Raw genomic sequence first — 18355 nt, 5'->3', positions numbered from 1 at the left:
AGAAACGGCCCGTATTGCGCGGGCCGAGTGGTGTGTGCGGTGTCTCTGGTATTAGCGGGTACGTACAGCCAGACGTTTCTCAATGGCGTCCATCAACATACCGGTAATGGAAACATCCGGGTAGGCGGCTTCGATTTCACGCACGCAGGTCGGGCTGGTGACGTTAATTTCTGTCAAACGGTCACCGATGATGTCCAGACCGACAAAAATCAGGCCTTTGGCTTTTAACGTTGGGGCGACGTCACGGGCGATTTTCCAGTCGCTTTCGGTTAGCGGACGTGCTTCACCACGGCCACCGGCGGCCAGATTACCGCGTGTCTCACCGCTTTTCGGGATACGCGCCAGGCAGTAAGGGACGGGTTCGCCATCGACCACCAGCACGCGTTTATCGCCGTCTTTAATCGCAGGCAGATAATTTTGCGCCATGCAGTAGCGGGTGGCGTGTTCGGTCAGCGTCTCGATGATCACGGAGACGTTGGCGTCGTCCTGCTTCAAACGGAAAATAGACGCACCACCCATGCCGTCCAGCGGCTTGAGAATGACGTCACCGTGTTTTTCATGGAACTGACGCAGCTTATCGGCACGACGTGTGACGAGCGTATCGGGAGTCAGGTGCGGGAACCAGGCGGTGAACAGCTTCTCATTGCAATCACGCAGGCTTTGCGGTTTGTTGACGATCAGCGTGCCTTTCTCTTCTGCGCGTTCCAGAATATAGGTGGCGTAGATGAACTCCGTATCGAACGGCGGATCTTTACGCATCAGCACCACATCCAGCTCTTCCAACGCAATGTCCTGCTCGCCGGAGAAATCGTACCAGCCGTCGTAATCGTACTGGACGCTCAGGCGACGCGTTGTCGCACGGGCGACGCCTGCGTGCATGTAGAGATCGTTCATCTCCATGTAATGCAGTTCCCAACCACGGCGCTGTGCTTCCAGCAGCATGGCAAAGCTGGTGTCTTTCTTGATATTGATGGTGTCAATCGGATCCATCACGATACCGAGTTTGATCATTCTTTTCTCCTTTACCCCAAATCGCCGAAACGTACCTGTAAGGCGGTCATGGCGGTGAGTGCAGTGGTTTCTGTGCGCAAGACGCGTGGCCCCAACAGGATATCAGTGAATCCGTGTTCTGAGGTCATGGTAATTTCATCGGCGGTGAGCCCGCCTTCTGGTCCTATTAGCAATCTGACCCGTTCTACGGGCAGCGGCAGTGTATTGATGCTCTGTGTAGCGCGTGGGTGCAGATTTAATTTCAACGCGTTGTCTTGTTCTGCACACCAGGCTTCCAGCGTCATCGCTGGCCGCACCAGCGGCACACAGTTGCGGCCAGATTGTTCACAGGCGGCAATCGCAATTTTCTGCCACTGGCTAATTTTTTTCTCCATACGCTCGGCATCCAGCTTTACGCCACAGCGTTCGGAAAGCAGCGGGGTAATCACATTGACGCCCAGCTCGATAGATTTCTGGATAGTAAACTCCATCTTTTCGCCGCGTGACATCACCTGTCCCAGATGTAAATGTAGGGGCGATTCTTTATTTTCCAACTTACCTGCTGTGAAGCGAACGCGCACACTCTTTTTGCTGGCCGCGATGATTTCCGCATCAAAGACATGATTGCTGCCATCAAACAACTGCAATGCCTGTCCCGTATTCATGCGTAACACGCGACCAACGTGATTGGCGGCATCGTCGCTCAGTTCGGCTTCACCGCCGTGTAGGGGGAGCGTCTCGGGATGAAAAATGCGTGGTACTCGCATGCGGATTCAGACCTTTGAATAAAAGAGAAGCGAATGAACGCCAGAAACAGGCAACACCACCGTTATCTGACGGCGGTTTTGCTGGAAACAGATTCGCTATAGTAGGTAGACGAACTAGCGCTGGCAAGCTTGTTGAACGTAGGGGTTCGGGTTTCCCTGTTTTGCGGCGATGCGCTGATTGCGGGTACATTCCCACGGTGTGACCGGGTACTGCTTATCCCAGGCTTCGAACAGCTGAGTTTGCTGACTGGACAAGCGTAACTGATAGCGATCGCGCATGTAGAAATAGGTACGGGCGATCTGGCCGCGAGCGCGAGCAGGTGGCTCTGCCAGATTGTTTTTAAAATCGATCTTCATCTCGCATTGGCCGTACTGGGATGTACCACCGTTCCACTGCCCATACATCGCATTGCCGCGATCGCCGTTTACCTCGCCGATAGCCGGTTGCAGGTTATGCAAATCGGTTTCCATCTCACGGTAGACGGGGTCGCTGCTACAGTTCTTTCTGCCGCCATCCTGCCAGCACTGACGCTGGTGGCCGAACTGCCAGGCAGGCACAACGTGTTCCCATTCGATACGGCTGGCACGCTGTTCATTTTTTCTTACCTGATAGCCGCAGGATTCAAGGTCGGGAGTGCCTTTCTTGCCTTGCCATGTAATTTTGCAACCGCAGTAGAACGAACCCGGCGCATCCCGGTTGATTTCGACTGCTGCGGCTTTTGCCTGCGAAAAATTATTGATGTTCTGACCTAACGCGGTGGCCGAAAACAGCGCCGCGCCAACGGCGGAGATAGCGAGAATTTTGCGTAGCATATTCCAAATAATCCACAGGCTGTAAAGTTGGCAGACTACCGGATGTCTCGTCGGCAGGCAAATGCAAAAGCAGTTTTTAAAACTGGAAATTCCCTTTTAAATAGAACTTTTTACATCATGACGTAAGGTTTTCCCGCAACGACGGCAGCGATATTCTGTTTCGCCGCGCAGCACCCGATTGTGTCGGCGGATCGTCAGTTCATGCCGTTGGCAATCGCACAGGTACGTGAAGGTTTGCCCCTGCACGGATTGCACTGCAAACCGATGCGTGCGTTTTGCCGGAACATGCAGGACGCTTTCCATCATCCAGCGCCATTCTTTGCCATGTGGCGCGACACGGCCAAAGCGCGCGTAGACCAGAAGATGAGCCAGTTCATGAGGAACCACCTCATCGATAAAAGCCTGCTGATTTTCCTGCAACAAGACAGGATTCAGCCGAATTTCCCAGTGTTGCAGCCAGGCCGTTCCTGCCGTGGCGCCACGTTGCTGGTAATTTACCGTGGGTTCGGTGTAGTCCGTTTGCAACGCGAGATTAGCCTGCTGCAATTTATCACGCAGACAGCGCATCACAGCCTGATGGCTGGCAATGGGGATTCGGGGTGTATTCATATTCGGTGAGGATAAAGTGAGTAGCAGGGAGACGCAATAGGTGACGCGGAGGGAAATCATAATGAAAAACGGCGAATGAGAATTCGCCGTTTCAGACAGTTGACAAACCTATTTGTCGAACGAAAACGAGAGTAACGGAATAGAAGAGTAAAGCGTTTGCGCCAGGGATGGCGCAAGCCGAGCGCACAGGGACGTGTTTACAGCGTCTTTACGATCTATCCGTTGCTCTCGCTCTACGGACTTTATCAGTAACCTCAAACAGCGAATCTTCATTCGCTGTTTGGTCTTTATTGCATCGCCGGATTATAGACCCGCGGCCTCGCGCAGCTGTGCGGCTTTGTCTGTTTTTTCCCACGGGAAATGTTCACGGCCAAAGTGACCATAGGCTGCCGTTTCCTGATAAATCGGGTGCAGCAGGTCTAGCATCTGAATTAAGCCGTAAGGACGCAGATCGAAGAATTCGCGTACCAGCAGCGTCAGTTGCTCGGTAGACACTTTCTCTGTGCCGAAGGTTTCGATCATGATAGAGGTCGGTTCTGCTACGCCGATAGCGTAGGACACCTGAATTTCGCAGCGATCGGCCAGGCCAGCCGCAACGATATTCTTGGCAACATAGCGCGCGGCATAGGCTGCAGAACGGTCTACTTTAGATGGATCCTTACCGGAGAATGCCCCGCCGCCGTGACGCGCCGCGCCACCGTAGGTATCAACGATGATTTTACGACCGGTCAGGCCGCAGTCACCCATCGGGCCGCCGATAACAAAGCGTCCGGTCGGGTTGATGAAATATTTGGTATTGGCAGACAGCCATTCGGCAGGCAGAACCGGTTTGATGATCTCTTCCATCACCGCTTCATGCAGATCTTTTTGGCTGATGTCTTCCGAATGCTGGGTAGACAGTACCACGGCATCGATGCCGGCAATCTTGCCATCGTCGTACAGGAACGTAACCTGGCTTTTCGCATCCGGGCGCAGCCACGGCAGAGTGCCACTCTTACGCACTTCTGACTGACGCTGAACCAGACGGTGCGCGTAAGTCACTGGGGCTGGCATCAGCACGTCGGTTTCATTGGTCGCGTAGCCGAACATCAAACCCTGATCGCCCGCGCCTTGCTCCAGCGGATCGGTGCGGTCAACGCCCTGATTGATGTCTGGAGATTGCTTACCAATCGCGCTCAGTACGGCGCAAGAGTTGGCATCAAAACCCATTTCGGAATTGACATAACCGATATCACGCACGGTACGACGGGTAATTTCTTCGATATCGACCCAGGCGCTGGTGGTGATTTCGCCACCGACTAACACCATTCCGGTCTTTACATAAGTCTCACAAGCGACACGCGCTTTTGGGTCTTGCTCCAGAATGGCGTCGAGAACCGCATCAGAAATCTGGTCAGCAATTTTATCAGGATGTCCTTCAGAGACTGACTCGGACGTAAAAAGGTGTTTAGCCATGAGTTTCTTTACCTTCAAATCAAAGCCGTTAAGCAGTGTATCAGTTAATCGGTATAGACGGATTAACATCTGGATGGCTATTCTAGGTCACCTTTTAGTCTCAGTGCCAGTAGTTTTTCGCATTAGCATGCCATCGTCCTTTTATCATCGGCCGTTTTTTCTTTTACAAGAGATGACTAGCGACAATTTTCATTTTGCTTTTCCAGTAGCATGTAGGTATAAACGGCGAGCGGTGATGCAATCCGCGACATCTTGAATTGCTTATTGATAGCTGACCGCATGACCTGCGGCGCACGTGGAGGTGGTAGGATTAATGATCCGTTGTTTACTGAGTATATTGCGTTCGCAATATGTCCCTTTTGACGCTATCGCGTCCGCGACTCAACCCTTCTTTTCCGTTTCCCGACGTAGCCTGTCTTTAAATTCGACACAGGACTCCAGGGCTGGTTAATCCGCCTGTTATTCTTTCTGCCAGAAGCGCTTAACGCCTTTCTGGTCACGTTCGCCCGGTGATTTTCACGACGAGTTTTATCGACCCGTAACACGGAGCCTGACAACGTGTTTTACACTAATAAGAGTAATAAAGTGACGGCATATTTCACTACGCCGATTTTTTCACTGTCGACGCCGCATGTTGCAGGTATGCTCATGTGGGCGGTTTATTCAGGTACTGATGTGATCAGCAGTCTAGAAAAAGAAGAGGTTCGTTATGTCTGACGACATGATTCATCACGGCTCGTCAGCGACGGGTAAACATGAAAATTTGCGCTCAATGCAGGAGGTTGCCATGAATGACCGTAATGCCAGCGAAATGCTTCGTACCTACAATATTGCCTGGTGGGGTAATAATTACTATGACGTCAATGAGCTGGGCCACATTAGCGTGTGCCCGGATCCTGACGTACCAGAAGCTCGCGTCGATCTGGCCAGATTGGTCAAAGATATGCAGAGAGACCACCACCAGCGTCTTCCTGCGCTATTCTGCTTTCCGCAAATCCTTCAGCATCGCCTACGTTCTATTAATGCGGCGTTTAAACAGGCTCGTGAATCGTTTGGCTATGAAGGTGGCTATTTTCTGGTTTATCCCATCAAGGTTAACCAGCATCGTCGCGTGATTGAGTCACTGGCGAATTCCGGTGAACCGTTGGGTCTGGAAGCCGGTTCAAAAGCGGAACTGATGGCTGTTCTCGGCCACGCCGGCATGACGCGCACGGTGATCGTGTGTAACGGCTATAAAGACCGTGAATACATCCGTCTGGCACTCATCGGTGAAAAGCTGGGCCACAAGGTGTATCTGGTCATCGAGAAGATGTCTGAAATTCGTCTGGTGCTGGAAGAAGCCGAGCGTTTGAATGTGGTGCCGCGCCTCGGCGTTCGCGCACGTCTCGCCTCTCAGGGGTCGGGTAAATGGCAATCCAGCGGTGGCGAAAAATCCAAATTTGGTCTGGCGGCGATTCAGGTTCTGCAACTGGTTGAGATGCTGCGTGACGCGGGGCGGTTGGATAGCCTGCAACTGCTGCATTTCCATTTGGGGTCGCAACTGGCAAATATCCGTGATATCGCGACGGGCGTGCGTGAGTCTGCGCGTTTCTATGTCGAGCTGCATAAGCTGGGCGTGAATATCCAGTGTTTTGACGTCGGTGGCGGTTTGGGCGTGGACTATGAAGGTACGCGCTCTCAGTCCGATTGTTCAGTGAACTATGGCCTGAATGAATACGCCAACAACGTGATTTGGGGTATCGGCGATGCCTGTAATGAACACGGGCTGCCGCATCCGACGGTGATCACCGAATCCGGTCGTGCGGTCACCGCGCACCATACCGTACTGGTTTCCAATATTATCGGGGTGGAACGCAACGAGTTCAGCGAACCTACCGAGCCGGAAGAAGATGCGCCGCGCGCGCTGGAGAGCCTGTGGTCGACCTGGAAGGAAATCAAGCAGCCAGGAAAACGTCGTTCGTTGCGTGAGTGGCTGCATGACAGCCAGATGGATTTGCACGATGTACATACCCAGTACACGCACGGCATGTTGGATCTGACACAGCGTGCGAAAGCAGAGCAACTTTATCTGAGCATCTGTAAGCTGATTCAGGAGCAGTTGGATCCGAGTAACCGTGCGCACCGGCCGGTGATTGATGAGTTACAGGAGCGGATGGCGGACAAGCTGTATGTCAACTTCTCGCTGTTCCAATCCATGCCGGACGCATGGGGTATCGATCAACTGTTCCCGGTACTGCCGCTGGAAGGGCTGGATAAGCAGCCTGAACGCCGCGCGGTGCTGCTGGACATCACCTGTGATTCCGACGGTACGATCGATCACTATGTCGATGGTGACGGCATTGCGACAACGATGCCAATGCCGCCTTACGATCCAGAAAACCCGCCGCTGCTGGGCTTCTTTATGGTCGGTGCCTATCAGGAAATTCTGGGGAACATGCATAACCTGTTCGGTGATACGTCGACCGTAGACGTGTTTGTCTTCCAGGATGGCACCGTCGAGATTGAAGAATCCGACGAAGGGAACACGGTTGCCGACATGCTGGAATATGTGCAGCTTGACCCTGACGTGCTGATGACTCGTTTCCGCGATCAGGTTAAAGAAACCGATCTGGATGCTGAACTTCAGGCACAGTTCATGGAAGAGTTTGAATCCGGGCTGTACGGCTATACTTATTTGGAAGATGAAGAATAAGTGTGACTGACGAAGTAAAAGGGGATGCGAGCGCGCATCCCTTTTTTTCGGCCATCGATCAGATAAGCGAATTACTTATATTGATATCGGTTGCTGGTTTGGGAAGGGAATCAAATTCTTCAATGACGCTGTCTTTGAAGATAATCTTGGCAATTAGCAGTAAAGAGTTTTTATCCTGAACGCCATATTTATTCAGTAATCGTGATTTGCTGTTCAGTACTGACTTCTTATTTAATCCGATGATATCGGCAATCGCTTCCGCCGTGTAGCCCGCACACCAATACTGGAATACGGCATATTCAGATTTTGACAACCTGACGGGACTGAATAAACGGCGATCGTGAAGGTGGACGAAATCGAGTAATTTATAAAAAGAATCGATGGCTGCTGATTTTGAAATAAGAATCGTTTTTTCGTCAATGCACACGGGAGGGTGATTGGGGGAATTATTGATGATCACGAACGACGACGCCATATTATAAAAGTGAGTTCTTATCGACTCATAGTATTCCTCAAAGCCCTCACTGCTACCGTCGATGATGAAAATACATTTTTTCTTTCCCTGCTGCAGCGTAAACCTGTTGACGGGCTTTATCGAGAGCATAGGGATACCGGATAGGATTTCCCGTAATCCTACCGTGGTAAAATTGCATTTACTGAAAATTCTCACATCCATGATTTTTAACACATATGAGTTTATTGTCTGAAAGTGGCCACAAACCAATAATTGCTGCTGATGTTATCCAGTTATTAAGAAATCGCGATCCTGAAATGCCGTTAAATCGCTAAAAGGTGGAGCCTCTAGAGAAACCTGTGAAAGAGACAACAGGGGTTATCATATATCTATATGATCAAACTGGAAAAATTTTTATTGGTTTAACATAGTATGCTTGATTTACTGGTTTATTTCTATCTTTAAATACAGGGGGTTACCACAAGATTCCTGCTGATTGAGACGTAGGTCTCTGTGCTAATCGTGGTTACCTGTTTGTCGGTATGCCGCCGCATTGGTGGATGACGGCTTTCCAGCATCTGGAAATCCACGGAGTATCGTTTCTTAAAAAGAGAACGAAAAGTTAGTGCGATTGAAAATAGCTATCTATTTATTATCGATTAATTCTTAAATCCTATCATCATGACGATGGCGAGATTAAAGATGGCAATTTCATGACAGCTTACAGCGAATATGGCGGGGATGATAGTGGTCGGATGACTAGCGGGCAATTGAGATTTTTTCAATTGCCCACGATGTGCCTGCTCTGTGCGTCATCAGAACGCGGGGTTACTTCTCGGCAGCAATGCGTTCACGAATGTGTTTGGCGCGCCCTTCAGATGAAGGGTGGGAGTCGAACATGCTGCTCTCATGGCCAGCATCGAGTTTTGCGAGTTTCTCAAAGCTGCTCGCCAGGCCTTCCCGATTGATGCCGCGTTTCTTCAGCAAATCAAAGGAGTAATCATCGGCCTGCGTTTCTTGAGTTTGAGAGAACTGGGAATTAACCAGTTTTTCTCCCAGATCCGCTAGCTGAGATTCTGACAAGGACTGCGCGACACCGCCAGCAGAGGCGATGGCAGTACGGGCGGCCGTCGCAGCATAGGCAACCTGCATCGCTTTACGCGTGTGTCCCAGCGCAACGTGACCCATTTCGTGGCCGAGAACGCCTTCGACTTCATTGTCGTTCATGATGTCCATCAGGCCGCTGTACACCCGGATACAGCCGTTAGCCATTGCCCAGGCGTTAACGTCTTTTGTCAGATAAACCTTGTAGTTGGCTGGCGTACCGTTGATGTCATGACCCAGCGCATCTGCAATTTTATTCAAGCGTTGTGTGTACTTGTTGTCGGCAGGGGCAATGTTTGCCTCTTTGTCCATTTGCTCACAGGACTGGTTGCTAAGCGCTTTAACCTGCGCATCGCTGAGCGTTGCCGCCTGAAACGCCTGAGCGCCGGATTGCATTAAGGTATTGGTGTTTAAGTTTTGGCAGCCGGTCAGCAACGTTGCGACACACAGCGCCAGCACAGAAGAACGAATTACCATAAAAATCATCTCCCTACGAGCGTTCTTGTTTTTTAGTACGAAAGAAAATCGGCTATAAACTACCCGAAAACGACATTGAGAAATAGATCGGAAAATCTGATTTGTACTTTTTACGAGAGCGCGCAGGCAATGCATTTTGTTTCTGATACGTTCCCAAAAGGCACGCCAAATAAAGGTGAACCCACTAGAAAACATCGCGTATGGCGCTGTAATTCACTGCGCAATTGGCAAAAGAACCGCTATTGATTCGTCAGCCAATAAATCCCTGTTTTTTGCTCACGGTTCCATGTGCATTCGCTACATTTTTCATGTACATTTGTAATCATATTTATTTTGTCATTCTTGTTTAACTTATTGATTTTTATTTGTTTTACAGGAAGGGCAGTCGTTCAATCCGATCTGGAGTCAAGCATGTCCTCTCGTAAAGAACTTGCCAATGCTATCCGCGCGCTGAGCATGGATGGGGTGCAGAAAGCCAAATCCGGTCACCCGGGCGCACCGATGGGCATGGCCGATATCGCCGAAGTCCTGTGGCGCGATTACCTCAACCATAATCCGGCCAACCCCAACTGGGCCAACCGTGACCGCTTCGTGCTGTCCAACGGCCACGCGTCCATGCTGATTTACAGCCTGCTGCATCTCTCCGGCTACGACCTGCCGATTGAAGAATTGAAAAACTTCCGCCAGCTGCATTCCAAAACGCCGGGTCACCCTGAATACGGCTACACCGCGGGCGTCGAAACCACCACCGGCCCGCTGGGTCAGGGGATTGCCAACGCGGTCGGCATGGCGATTGCCGAGCGCACGCTGGCGGCGCAGTTCAACCGTCCGGGTCACGAGATTGTCGACCACCACACCTATGCCTTCCTGGGTGACGGCTGCATGATGGAAGGGATTTCCCACGAAGTCTGCTCGCTGGCCGGCACCATGAAGCTCGGCAAACTGACCGCGTTTTATGATGACAACGGCATCTCTATTGACGGCCACGTTGAAGGCTGGTTCACCGACGATACCGCCGCCCGCTTTGAAGCCTACGGCTGGCACGTGGTGCGCGGCGTAGACGGTCACGATGCGGACGCCATCAAACGCGCCATCGGCGAAGCGCAGCTTGTCACTGACAAACCGTCGCTGCTGATGTGCAAAACCGTGATTGGCTTCGGTTCACCGAACAAGGCCGGTACGCACGACTCCCACGGCGCGCCGCTGGGTGATGCCGAAGTGGCCGCCTCCCGCGAACAGCTGGGCTGGGCGTATGCGCCGTTTGAGATCCCGGCGGATATCTATGCAGCCTGGGACGCCAAACCAGCGGGCCAGCGTAAGGAAGCGGCCTGGAACGAGGCGTTTGCCGCCTACGCCAGCGCCTACCCGGAACTGGCCGCCGAGTTCAAGCGCCGCACCGGCGGTGAGCTGCCAGGCAACTGGCAGGCGGATGCACAGAAATTTATCGACGATTTGCAGGCCAATCCGGCGAAAATCGCCAGCCGCAAAGCCTCACAGAACGCGCTGGAAGCCTACGGCAAACTGCTGCCGGAATTCCTGGGCGGCTCTGCCGACCTGGCACCGAGCAACCTGACCATCTGGTCCGGCTCGGTCTCGCTGGACAAAGACCACGCGGGCAACTACATCCACTACGGCGTGCGCGAATTCGGCATGACGGCGATTGCCAACGGGATTGCGCTGCACGGCGGCTTTGTGCCGTACACCGCGACCTTCCTGATGTTTGTGGAATACGCGCGTAATGCCGTGCGTATGGCCGCGCTGATGAAAATCCGCAGCATCTACGTTTACACCCACGACTCCATCGGTCTGGGCGAAGACGGCCCGACGCACCAGCCGGTTGAACAGCTGGCGAGCCTGCGCGTGACGCCGAACATGAGCAACTGGCGTCCGGCAGACCAGGTGGAAACGGCGGTGGCATGGAAATACGCCATTGAGCGTCAGGACGGCCCGACGTCGCTCATCCTGTCCCGTCAGAATCTGGCGCAGCAGCCCCGTACCGCGGAGCAACTGGCGAATGTGGCGAAAGGCGGCTACGTGCTGAAAGACAGCGACGGTCAGCCTGAGCTAATCCTGATTGCGACGGGTTCAGAAGTTGAACTGGCGGTTGGCGCCTATGACAAGCTGACTGCCGCAGGCCGCAAGGTGCGCGTGGTGTCGATGCCGTCTACGGATGCGTTCGACAAGCAGGATGCAGCCTACCGTGAAGCGGTGCTGCCGAAGGCGGTATCGGCGCGCGTGGCGATTGAAGCGGGTATCGCGGACTACTGGTTCAAGTATGTTGGCCTGAATGGCGCGATTGTCGGCATGACGAGCTTCGGCGAATCGGCGCCGGCTGAGCAACTGTTTGAAACCTTCGGTTTCACCGTGGACAACGTGGTGGAAAAGGCGCAGGCGCTGCTGAAGTAATCATGCTGCGTTAAACCCCGATATGAGAAGCCGTCAGCTAATGCTGGCGGCTTTTTTTCATCCTGAATTTCCCCTTATTCTCAATGTGCTTTGCCTGCTCCCCAAATGCCGTTTTTTCATTTTTATGACGCAGGTCACTCTTCTGGCGTGTGCCAGACGAGAATATTTCTTTTATGCGTTAATTCGTTTATTCTAGCTGAAGCGTTTCAGTTGTTGTGCTGACGGCGTTTCGTAAGGGGTTCTCTGGTGTCTAAGAAGGGTATATCCTATGCGCTGGGTAGCCCAGCGATGACATAAGGAACCACAAGGAACGCCATGACGATCCGTATTGCGATAAACGGTTTTGGCCGCATAGGCCGCAGTGTTTTACGTGCGTTGTATGAATCAGGTCGCCGAGCTGAGATTGCCGTTGTGGCGATTAACGAGCTGGCGAGTGCGGAAGGTATGGCGCATTTGCTCAAGTACGACTCAAGTCACGGCCGTTTTTCGTGGGATGTGCGTCAGGAGTGCGATCAGCTTTATGTTGGTGATGACTGTATTCGCCTGTTGCATCAGGCAGAGATTCAGCAACTGCCCTGGCGAGAACTCGGTGTCGATATCGTACTGGATTGCAGCGGTGTCTACGGTAGCCGGGAAGATGGGGAAGCCCATCTGGCGGCGGGCGCGAAGAAAGTGTTGTTTTCTCATCCGGGCACGGCAGATCTGGATGCGACGGTGGTGTTTGGCGTCAATCACCAGCAGTTGGAAAGTGGGCATCGTATTGTTTCCAATGCGTCTTGTACGACTAACTGCATTATTCCGGTGATTAAACTGCTGGATGATGCCTTCGGCATCGAGAATGGCACGGTAACGACGATCCACTCATCCATGAACGATCAACCGGTGATCGATGCTTATCATCACGATCTGCGGCGTACGCGAGCCGCCAGCCAGTCGATCATCCCGGTGGATACCAAGCTGTCGGCGGGAATCACCCGTATTTTTCCACAGTTTGTTGACCGTTTTGAGGCGATCTCGGTGCGAGTGCCGACGATCAACGTTACGGCAATTGACCTGAGCGTTAGCGTCAGGAAAGCCGTAAACGTGAATGAAATTAATGCACTATTGCAAAAATCAGCGCATGAGTCGTTTCGTGGTATAGTTGATTATACTGATTTGCCATTAGTGTCAGCTGATTTTAACCACGATCCGCACAGTGCCATTGTTGACGGCACGCAGACACGGGTCAGTGGTCAGCATCTGATTAAAACATTGGTCTGGTGCGATAACGAATGGGGCTTTGCCAACCGGATGTTGGATACAACACGGGCGATGGCAGCCTGCGGTTTCTAGTACGACGGTGGCGATCAGGGGTCGCTATCTCGCTCAAGCAACTTTAAAAGAGAATCAACAAGAGGATTCACCATGTCTGTAATTAAGATGACCGATCTGGATCTGGCTGGTAAACGTGTTCTTATTCGTGCGGATCTGAACGTACCAGTAAAAGAAGGGAAAGTGACGTCTGATGCGCGCATCCGTGCCTCTCTGCCGACCATCGAAATCGCTCTGAAACAAGGCGCTCGCGTTATGGTCACCTCCCACCTGGGACGTCCGACCGAAGGCGAGTACAACGAAGAATTTTCTCTGCTGCCTGTTGTTGACTACCTGAAAGAAAAACTCTCTTCGCCTGTGCGTCTGGCGAAAGATTATCTGGATGGTGTTGATGTCGCCGAAGGCGAGCTGGTTGTACTGGAAAACGTCCGCTTTAACAAAGGCGAAAAGAAAGACGACGAAGTTCTGTCCAAGAAATACGCGGCGCTGTGCGATGTGTTCGTCATGGACGCATTCGGTACTGCACACCGCGCGCAGGCTTCCACTCACGGCGTGGGTAAATTTGCGCCTATCGCTTGTGCAGGCCCTCTGTTGTCTGATGAGCTGGAAGCGCTGGGCAAAGCATTGAGCGAACCAGCACGTCCGATGGTTGCTATTGTGGGCGGCTCTAAAGTTTCCACCAAGCTGACCGTGCTGGATTCTCTGTCTAAAATCGCCGATCAACTGATCGTCGGTGGCGGTATCGCTAACACCTTCGTGGCAGCACAAGGCCACAACGTGGGTAAATCCCTGTACGAAGCTGACCTGATTCCTGAAGCGAAAAAGCTGCTGGAAACCTGTGATATTCCTGTACCGAGCGATGTACGTGTTGCGTCAGAATTCTCTGAAACTGCGGCCGCAACGCTGAAGTCAGTTACGGCAATCAAAGACGAAGAGCAGATTCTGGATCTGGGCGATGTTTCCGCTGAGCGTCTGGCTGAAATTCTGAAGAATGCCAAGACCATCCTGTGGAATGGCCCGGTTGGCGTCTTCGAATTCCCAAACTTCCGTAAAGGAACCGAGACCATTGCTCGTGCGATCGCAGATAGCGAAGCATTCTCTATCGCAGGCGGCGGCGATACGCTGGCTGCGATCGATCTGTTTGGTATTGCTGACAAAATCTCCTACATTTCTACCGGCGGTGGCGCATTCCTGGAGTTCGTTGAAGGGAAAAAACTGCCAGCAGTAGTTATGCTGGAAGAACGCGCCAAGCAGTAATTTAAGGTAAGGGCTGCTTTTTCCCTTTCCTGTGGTTGTCTCGGCATGCCGTTATGCAATAGCGTGCCGAGACAATCTGTCGATTCAACATCGATTTCTCTAACCCCTCCACGGCCAACGAAACGGGACACGTAACATGTCTAAAATTTTTGATTTCGTAAAACCCGGTGTCATCACTGGTGATGACGTTCAGAAAGTTTTCGCAGTAGCAAAAGAAAACCAATTCGCTTTGCCAGCAGTGAACTGTGTCGGTACCGACTCAATCAATGCTGTGCTGGAAGCCGCAGCCAAAGTACGCGCGCCGGTCATCGTTCAGTTCTCTAACGGCGGTGCAGCATTCATCGCGGGTAAAGGTCTGAAAGCAGAAGGCCAGCAGGCGGCAATTTTGGGTGCGATTTCTGGCGCTCATCATGTTCACCAAATGGCTGAGCATTATGGTGTTCCGGTCATTCTGCACACTGACCACTGTGCCAAGAAACTGCTGCCGTGGATCGATGGCCTGCTGGACGCGGGTGAAAAACACTTCGCGGCTACCGGCAAACCTCTGTTCTCTTCTCACATGATCGATCTGTCTGAAGAGTCTCTGGAAGAGAACATCGAAATCTGTTCTAAGTATCTGGCGCGTATGGCCAAAATCGATATGACCCTGGAAATCGAACTGGGTTGTACCGGTGGTGAAGAAGACGGCGTGGATAACAGCCACATGGACGCTTCTGCTCTGTACACCCAGCCAGAAGACGTTGACTACGCGTACACCAAACTGAACGCGATCAGCCCACGTTTCACCATCGCTGCCTCTTTCGGTAACGTACACGGCGTCTACAAGCCAGGTAACGTGAAGCTGACTCCAACCATCCTGCGTGACTCTCAGGAATATGTTTCCAAGAAACATAACCTGCCGCACAACAGCCTGGACTTCGTGTTCCACGGTGGTTCTGGTTCAAGCGCGCAGGAAATCAAAGATTCCGTTAGCTACGGCGTCGTGAAAATGAACATCGATACCGACACCCAGTGGGCAACGTGGGAAGGTATCCTGAAGTACTACAAAGATAACGAAGCTTATCTGCAAGGCCAATTGGGTAACCCGAAAGGCGAAGACCAGCCAAACAAGAAATACTATGACCCGCGTGTGTGGCTGCGTTCTGCTCAGGCAAGCATGGTGACGCGTCTGGAACAAGCCTTCAAAGAGCTTAACGCTGTTGATGTGCTGTAAGACAGACGACGTAAATGTGATTTGATGCTAAGGCTCCTACGGGAGCCTTAATTTTTGGTGGTAATGTTGCGCTTTAAGTGATGGACGTTATGCTTTCCCAGTGATTAAAAAACAGGAGCCTTCAAATGGAAGAACTTAATACGAGTCTGGATCAGGCAGGGAACTGGTTGGTGACGCATCAGAACTTGTTTTTACAGTATGCCGTGAATATTGTCGCCGCATTAGTGATCCTCATCGTTGGTTTGGTGATCGCTCGGATTGTTTCCGGCACGATTAATAAACTGATGATCAGTCGCTCTATCGATTCAACCGTGGCGGATTTCCTCTCTGCATTGGTACGTTATGGCATTATCGCGTTCACGCTGATTGCAGTATTGAGCCGGGTTGGCGTGCAGACGGCATCGGTCATTGCCGTACTGGGTGCGGCGGGCTTGGCTGTCGGCCTGGCATTGCAGGGGTCGTTAGCCAACTTTGCTGCGGGCGTCTTACTGGTGATTTTCCGGCCTTTCCGTACTGGGGAATGGGTTGACTTAGGCGGTGTGTCTGGCTCGGTCACGCAGGTACAGATCTTCTCGACGACGCTGCGTACCTCTGACGGCAAAATCATCGTGGTGCCGAATGGCAAAATCATTGCTGGCAACATCATCAATAGTTCACGTGAGCCGGATCGCCGTACCGAAATTATTGTCGGAGTGGCTTATGATGCCGATATCGACGTAGTGAAAAAACTATTGGGCGATATTGTTGCGGCGGATGAACGTATTCAGCACGACAAGGGCGTCACGATCCGCCTGAATGAAATGGCGGCGTCATCGCTGAATTTTGTGGTGTGGGTGTGGACAACCAATGGCAACGCGCAGGCGGTGTATTGGGATCTGCTTGAAAGCTTTAAACGTGTGCTGGATGAGCACCGTATCGGCATTCCTTATCCGCAGATGGACGTACACCTGCATAACTTACCATCCGCAGCGAAACAGCCAGAATAACCTCTCTGACATAAGCCTTCAGGTATGCACCATGTCCTTATCGGCGTGGTGCATCGTCAGAAATTATCTTCTCGTCCGACACGGACTTCCTCTGCCTTCAGCACATTAGCTTAGCTAATGTAGCGTTAGAATATTCAATTTCACTTATCTTATCGGCTTCCATACACTCCCCCGCGATAACAACAAATGATGCAGGAGAGAAGTATGTGGGCGGTGTATTTACAGGGCGTTTTGTTGGGGACTGCGATGATTTTGCCTTTGGGGCCACAGAATGCGTTTGTGATGAATCAGGGGATTCGCCGGCAATATCACCTGATGGTGGCAATGTTATGTGCCTTGAGCGACATGGTGCTGATTACCGCAGGAATTTTTGGCGGTAGCGCGTTGCTCAGTCAATCTTCATTGCTGCTGGGTGCGGTGACCTGGGGCGGCGTTGCGTTTCTGCTTTGGTTCGGCTGGGGCGCGATGAAAACAGCCTTCAGCAAGAATATTTCACTCGCCAGCGCCGAGGTAATGAAACAAAGCCGCTGGCGCATTATCGCGACGATGCTGGCGGTGACCTGGCTTAATCCACATGTCTATCTGGATACGTTTGTGGTGCTGGGGAGTCTGGGAAGCCAGTTTGCGGATGATGCCCGTCGCTGGTTTGCGCTAGGGACGATGACCGCCTCTTTCACCTGGTTCTTTGCACTGGCGCTATTGGCCGCCTGGCTGGCACCGTGGCTGAATACGCCACGGGTACAACGGGGGATCAACTTTTGTGTCGGCGTAGTGATGTGGGGCATTGCCTTGCAACTGGCGCGTCACGGCTGGCAATAATGGCGGGAAATAAATGACATCCCCTTACGCTAGGCTTCAGAAAGACATCTAGGTTTCAGAAATTCACCTATATTGTGTGGAGTTGGTCATGCGTTATGTTAGTCGGTAAAGCACTCCGTCTTGTCTCTTTCATTCTGGAAGAGACCGTGTTGGTGCAGATAATCTATTGGCACAGACAATCTGCCAGCGGCATGCGACGAAACATAAGTAAGGAGAGATTGTGAAGCAAGGTATGATGAAGCTAAATGCACTGGCGTTGGCCGCTGCGGTAGGATTGGGCGGTATGTCGATGGTCGCTCAGGCTGCGGAACTGCCGGATGGCCCGCATATCGTGACGTCAGGGACATCCAGCGTCGATGCGACGCCAGATATCGCCCGTCTGGCGATTGAAGTCAGCGTGTCATCGAAGGATGCGGCGGAAGCGAAAAAGCAGGTCGATGCCCGTGTTGCACAATATTTTGATTTTCTGGGTAAAAACGGCATTGAGAAAAAAGATATTAATGCCGCCAATTTACGCACGCAGCCGGAGTATGACTATCTTAAAACGGGTGGCTCGGTGCTGAAAGGCTATCGTGCTGTGCGTCAGGTGGAAGTGACGCTGCGCCAGTTAGACAAGCTGAATGAACTGCTGGATGGGGCGCTGAAATCGGGGCTGAATGAGATTCGCACGGTAGAATTAGGTGTTGCCAATCCCGAAGCCTATCGTGATGAAGCGCGTAAAAAAGCGATTGAGCAGGCGACGAGTCAGGCGGCCGCGCTGGCACAGGGCTTTAATGCCAAGCTGGGGCCGATTTACAGCGTTCGCTACCACGTTGCCAACTATCAGCCGATGCCGATGGCGCGGATGTTTAAAACGGCAGACGCGGCGGTGCAAACCGAAGCATCACAAACCTATGAACAGCAAACTATTCACTTTGACGATCAGGTGGATGTTGTCTTTGAGCTACAGCTTACGCCGTAAGCACTGTTCTCACTCGTTAATAATCCCCACAGGCCTGCTCA

General features: G+C 52.1%; 15 protein-coding genes. 8 read left to right on the top strand and 7 right to left on the bottom strand.

Going from position 1 to position 18355, the window contains the following annotated elements:
- Positions 1 to 51: 51 nt before the first annotated feature.
- From gshB to metK, 5 genes are all read right to left on the bottom strand, one after another.
- Positions 52 to 1011: a glutathione synthase gene (gene gshB, locus LCF41_RS18795; RefSeq protein ID WP_203449583.1), complete on the bottom strand. Its 960-nt coding sequence runs from the start codon at positions 1009 to 1011 to the stop codon at positions 52 to 54.
- Positions 1012 to 1022: 11 nt separating this feature from the next.
- The gene (rsmE, locus tag LCF41_RS18790; protein WP_225085864.1) at positions 1023 to 1757 is read right to left on the bottom strand and encodes a 16S rRNA (uracil(1498)-N(3))-methyltransferase; all 735 of its coding nucleotides are present in this window, start codon (positions 1755 to 1757) and stop codon (positions 1023 to 1025) included.
- A 114-nt stretch (positions 1758 to 1871) separates the two neighbouring features.
- Positions 1872 to 2570: a deoxyribonuclease I gene (endA, locus tag LCF41_RS18785; protein WP_225085863.1), complete on the bottom strand. Its 699-nt coding sequence runs from the start codon at positions 2568 to 2570 to the stop codon at positions 1872 to 1874.
- Between the two features lie 96 nt (positions 2571 to 2666).
- Positions 2667 to 3179 carry a SprT family zinc-dependent metalloprotease gene (locus LCF41_RS18780; RefSeq protein ID WP_225085862.1) on the bottom strand — a complete coding sequence of 171 codons (513 nt, stop codon included), beginning with the start codon at positions 3177 to 3179 and terminating at the stop codon, positions 2667 to 2669.
- 303 nt (positions 3180 to 3482) lie between these two features.
- Positions 3483 to 4634 carry a methionine adenosyltransferase gene (gene metK / locus LCF41_RS18775; RefSeq protein ID WP_225085861.1) on the bottom strand — a complete coding sequence of 384 codons (1152 nt, stop codon included), beginning with the start codon at positions 4632 to 4634 and terminating at the stop codon, positions 3483 to 3485.
- Positions 4635 to 5343: 709 nt separating this feature from the next.
- On the opposite strand from metK, the gene speA reads away from it, so the two are divergent.
- Positions 5344 to 7326, top strand: coding sequence for a biosynthetic arginine decarboxylase (gene speA / locus LCF41_RS18770; protein WP_225085860.1), 1983 nt, complete (start codon positions 5344 to 5346; stop codon positions 7324 to 7326).
- Between the two features lie 58 nt (positions 7327 to 7384).
- On the opposite strand, the gene LCF41_RS18765 is transcribed toward speA, so the two are convergent.
- Both LCF41_RS18765 and loiP read right to left on the bottom strand, forming a co-directional pair.
- Positions 7385 to 7930, bottom strand: a complete 546-nt coding sequence (locus tag LCF41_RS18765) for a helix-turn-helix transcriptional regulator (protein ID WP_225088226.1) — start codon at positions 7928 to 7930, stop codon at positions 7385 to 7387.
- Positions 7931 to 8608: 678 nt separating this feature from the next.
- Positions 8609 to 9361, bottom strand: coding sequence for a metalloprotease LoiP (loiP, locus tag LCF41_RS18760; RefSeq protein ID WP_225085859.1), 753 nt, complete (start codon positions 9359 to 9361; stop codon positions 8609 to 8611).
- Between the two features lie 411 nt (positions 9362 to 9772).
- On the opposite strand from loiP, the gene tkt reads away from it, so the two are divergent.
- The 7 genes from tkt (at position 9773) to LCF41_RS18725 (ending at position 18314) form a co-directional block, all read left to right on the top strand.
- A complete protein-coding gene (gene tkt / locus LCF41_RS18755) occupies positions 9773 to 11767 on the top strand; it encodes a transketolase (RefSeq protein ID WP_225085858.1) in 1995 nt (664 codons plus the stop codon).
- A 315-nt stretch (positions 11768 to 12082) separates the two neighbouring features.
- Positions 12083 to 13099 carry an erythrose-4-phosphate dehydrogenase gene (gene epd / locus LCF41_RS18750; RefSeq protein WP_225085857.1) on the top strand — a complete coding sequence of 339 codons (1017 nt, stop codon included), beginning with the start codon at positions 12083 to 12085 and terminating at the stop codon, positions 13097 to 13099.
- Positions 13100 to 13171: 72 nt separating this feature from the next.
- Positions 13172 to 14335, top strand: coding sequence for a phosphoglycerate kinase (gene pgk / locus LCF41_RS18745; RefSeq protein WP_180742948.1), 1164 nt, complete (start codon positions 13172 to 13174; stop codon positions 14333 to 14335).
- Positions 14336 to 14471: 136 nt separating this feature from the next.
- The gene (gene fbaA, locus LCF41_RS18740) at positions 14472 to 15548 is read left to right on the top strand and encodes a class II fructose-bisphosphate aldolase (RefSeq protein ID WP_015841829.1); all 1077 of its coding nucleotides are present in this window, start codon (positions 14472 to 14474) and stop codon (positions 15546 to 15548) included.
- A gap of 125 nt (positions 15549 to 15673) precedes the next feature.
- Positions 15674 to 16534, top strand: coding sequence for a small-conductance mechanosensitive channel MscS (gene mscS, locus LCF41_RS18735; RefSeq protein ID WP_225085856.1), 861 nt, complete (start codon positions 15674 to 15676; stop codon positions 16532 to 16534).
- A 204-nt stretch (positions 16535 to 16738) separates the two neighbouring features.
- Positions 16739 to 17353 carry an arginine exporter ArgO gene (argO, locus tag LCF41_RS18730; RefSeq protein WP_225085855.1) on the top strand — a complete coding sequence of 205 codons (615 nt, stop codon included), beginning with the start codon at positions 16739 to 16741 and terminating at the stop codon, positions 17351 to 17353.
- Between the two features lie 235 nt (positions 17354 to 17588).
- Positions 17589 to 18314 carry an oxidative stress defense protein gene (locus tag LCF41_RS18725; protein ID WP_225088225.1) on the top strand — a complete coding sequence of 242 codons (726 nt, stop codon included), beginning with the start codon at positions 17589 to 17591 and terminating at the stop codon, positions 18312 to 18314.
- Positions 18315 to 18355: the final 41 nt, after the last annotated feature.

The sequence above is a fragment of the Pectobacterium colocasium genome (assembly GCF_020181655.1).
GTDB lineage: Bacteria > Pseudomonadota > Gammaproteobacteria > Enterobacterales > Enterobacteriaceae > Pectobacterium > Pectobacterium colocasium.
This window is presented reverse-complemented; position numbering and strand designations above follow the sequence as displayed.

Excerpts from the sequence above, each read along its gene's own strand:
- mscS (WP_225085856.1), top strand. The coding sequence starts at position 15,674 with ATGGAAGAACTTAATACGAGTCTGGATCAGGCAGGGAACTGGTTGGTG.
- endA (WP_225085863.1), bottom strand. The coding sequence starts at position 2,570 with ATGCTACGCAAAATTCTCGCTATCTCCGCCGTTGGCGCGGCGCTGTTT.
- argO (WP_225085855.1), top strand. The coding sequence starts at position 16,739 with ATGTGGGCGGTGTATTTACAGGGCGTTTTGTTGGGGACTGCGATGATT.
- tkt (WP_225085858.1), top strand. The coding sequence starts at position 9,773 with ATGTCCTCTCGTAAAGAACTTGCCAATGCTATCCGCGCGCTGAGCATG.
- metK (WP_225085861.1), bottom strand. The coding sequence starts at position 4,634 with ATGGCTAAACACCTTTTTACGTCCGAGTCAGTCTCTGAAGGACATCCT.
- pgk (WP_180742948.1), top strand. The coding sequence starts at position 13,172 with ATGTCTGTAATTAAGATGACCGATCTGGATCTGGCTGGTAAACGTGTT.
- fbaA (WP_015841829.1), top strand. The coding sequence starts at position 14,472 with ATGTCTAAAATTTTTGATTTCGTAAAACCCGGTGTCATCACTGGTGAT.
- LCF41_RS18780 (WP_225085862.1), bottom strand. The coding sequence starts at position 3,179 with ATGAATACACCCCGAATCCCCATTGCCAGCCATCAGGCTGTGATGCGC.
- rsmE (WP_225085864.1), bottom strand. The coding sequence starts at position 1,757 with ATGCGAGTACCACGCATTTTTCATCCCGAGACGCTCCCCCTACACGGC.
- loiP (WP_225085859.1), bottom strand. The coding sequence starts at position 9,361 with ATGGTAATTCGTTCTTCTGTGCTGGCGCTGTGTGTCGCAACGTTGCTG.
- LCF41_RS18765 (WP_225088226.1), bottom strand. The coding sequence starts at position 7,930 with ATGCTCTCGATAAAGCCCGTCAACAGGTTTACGCTGCAGCAGGGAAAG.
- epd (WP_225085857.1), top strand. The coding sequence starts at position 12,083 with ATGACGATCCGTATTGCGATAAACGGTTTTGGCCGCATAGGCCGCAGT.
- gshB (WP_203449583.1), bottom strand. The coding sequence starts at position 1,011 with ATGATCAAACTCGGTATCGTGATGGATCCGATTGACACCATCAATATC.
- LCF41_RS18725 (WP_225088225.1), top strand. The coding sequence starts at position 17,589 with ATGAAGCTAAATGCACTGGCGTTGGCCGCTGCGGTAGGATTGGGCGGT.
- speA (WP_225085860.1), top strand. The coding sequence starts at position 5,344 with ATGTCTGACGACATGATTCATCACGGCTCGTCAGCGACGGGTAAACAT.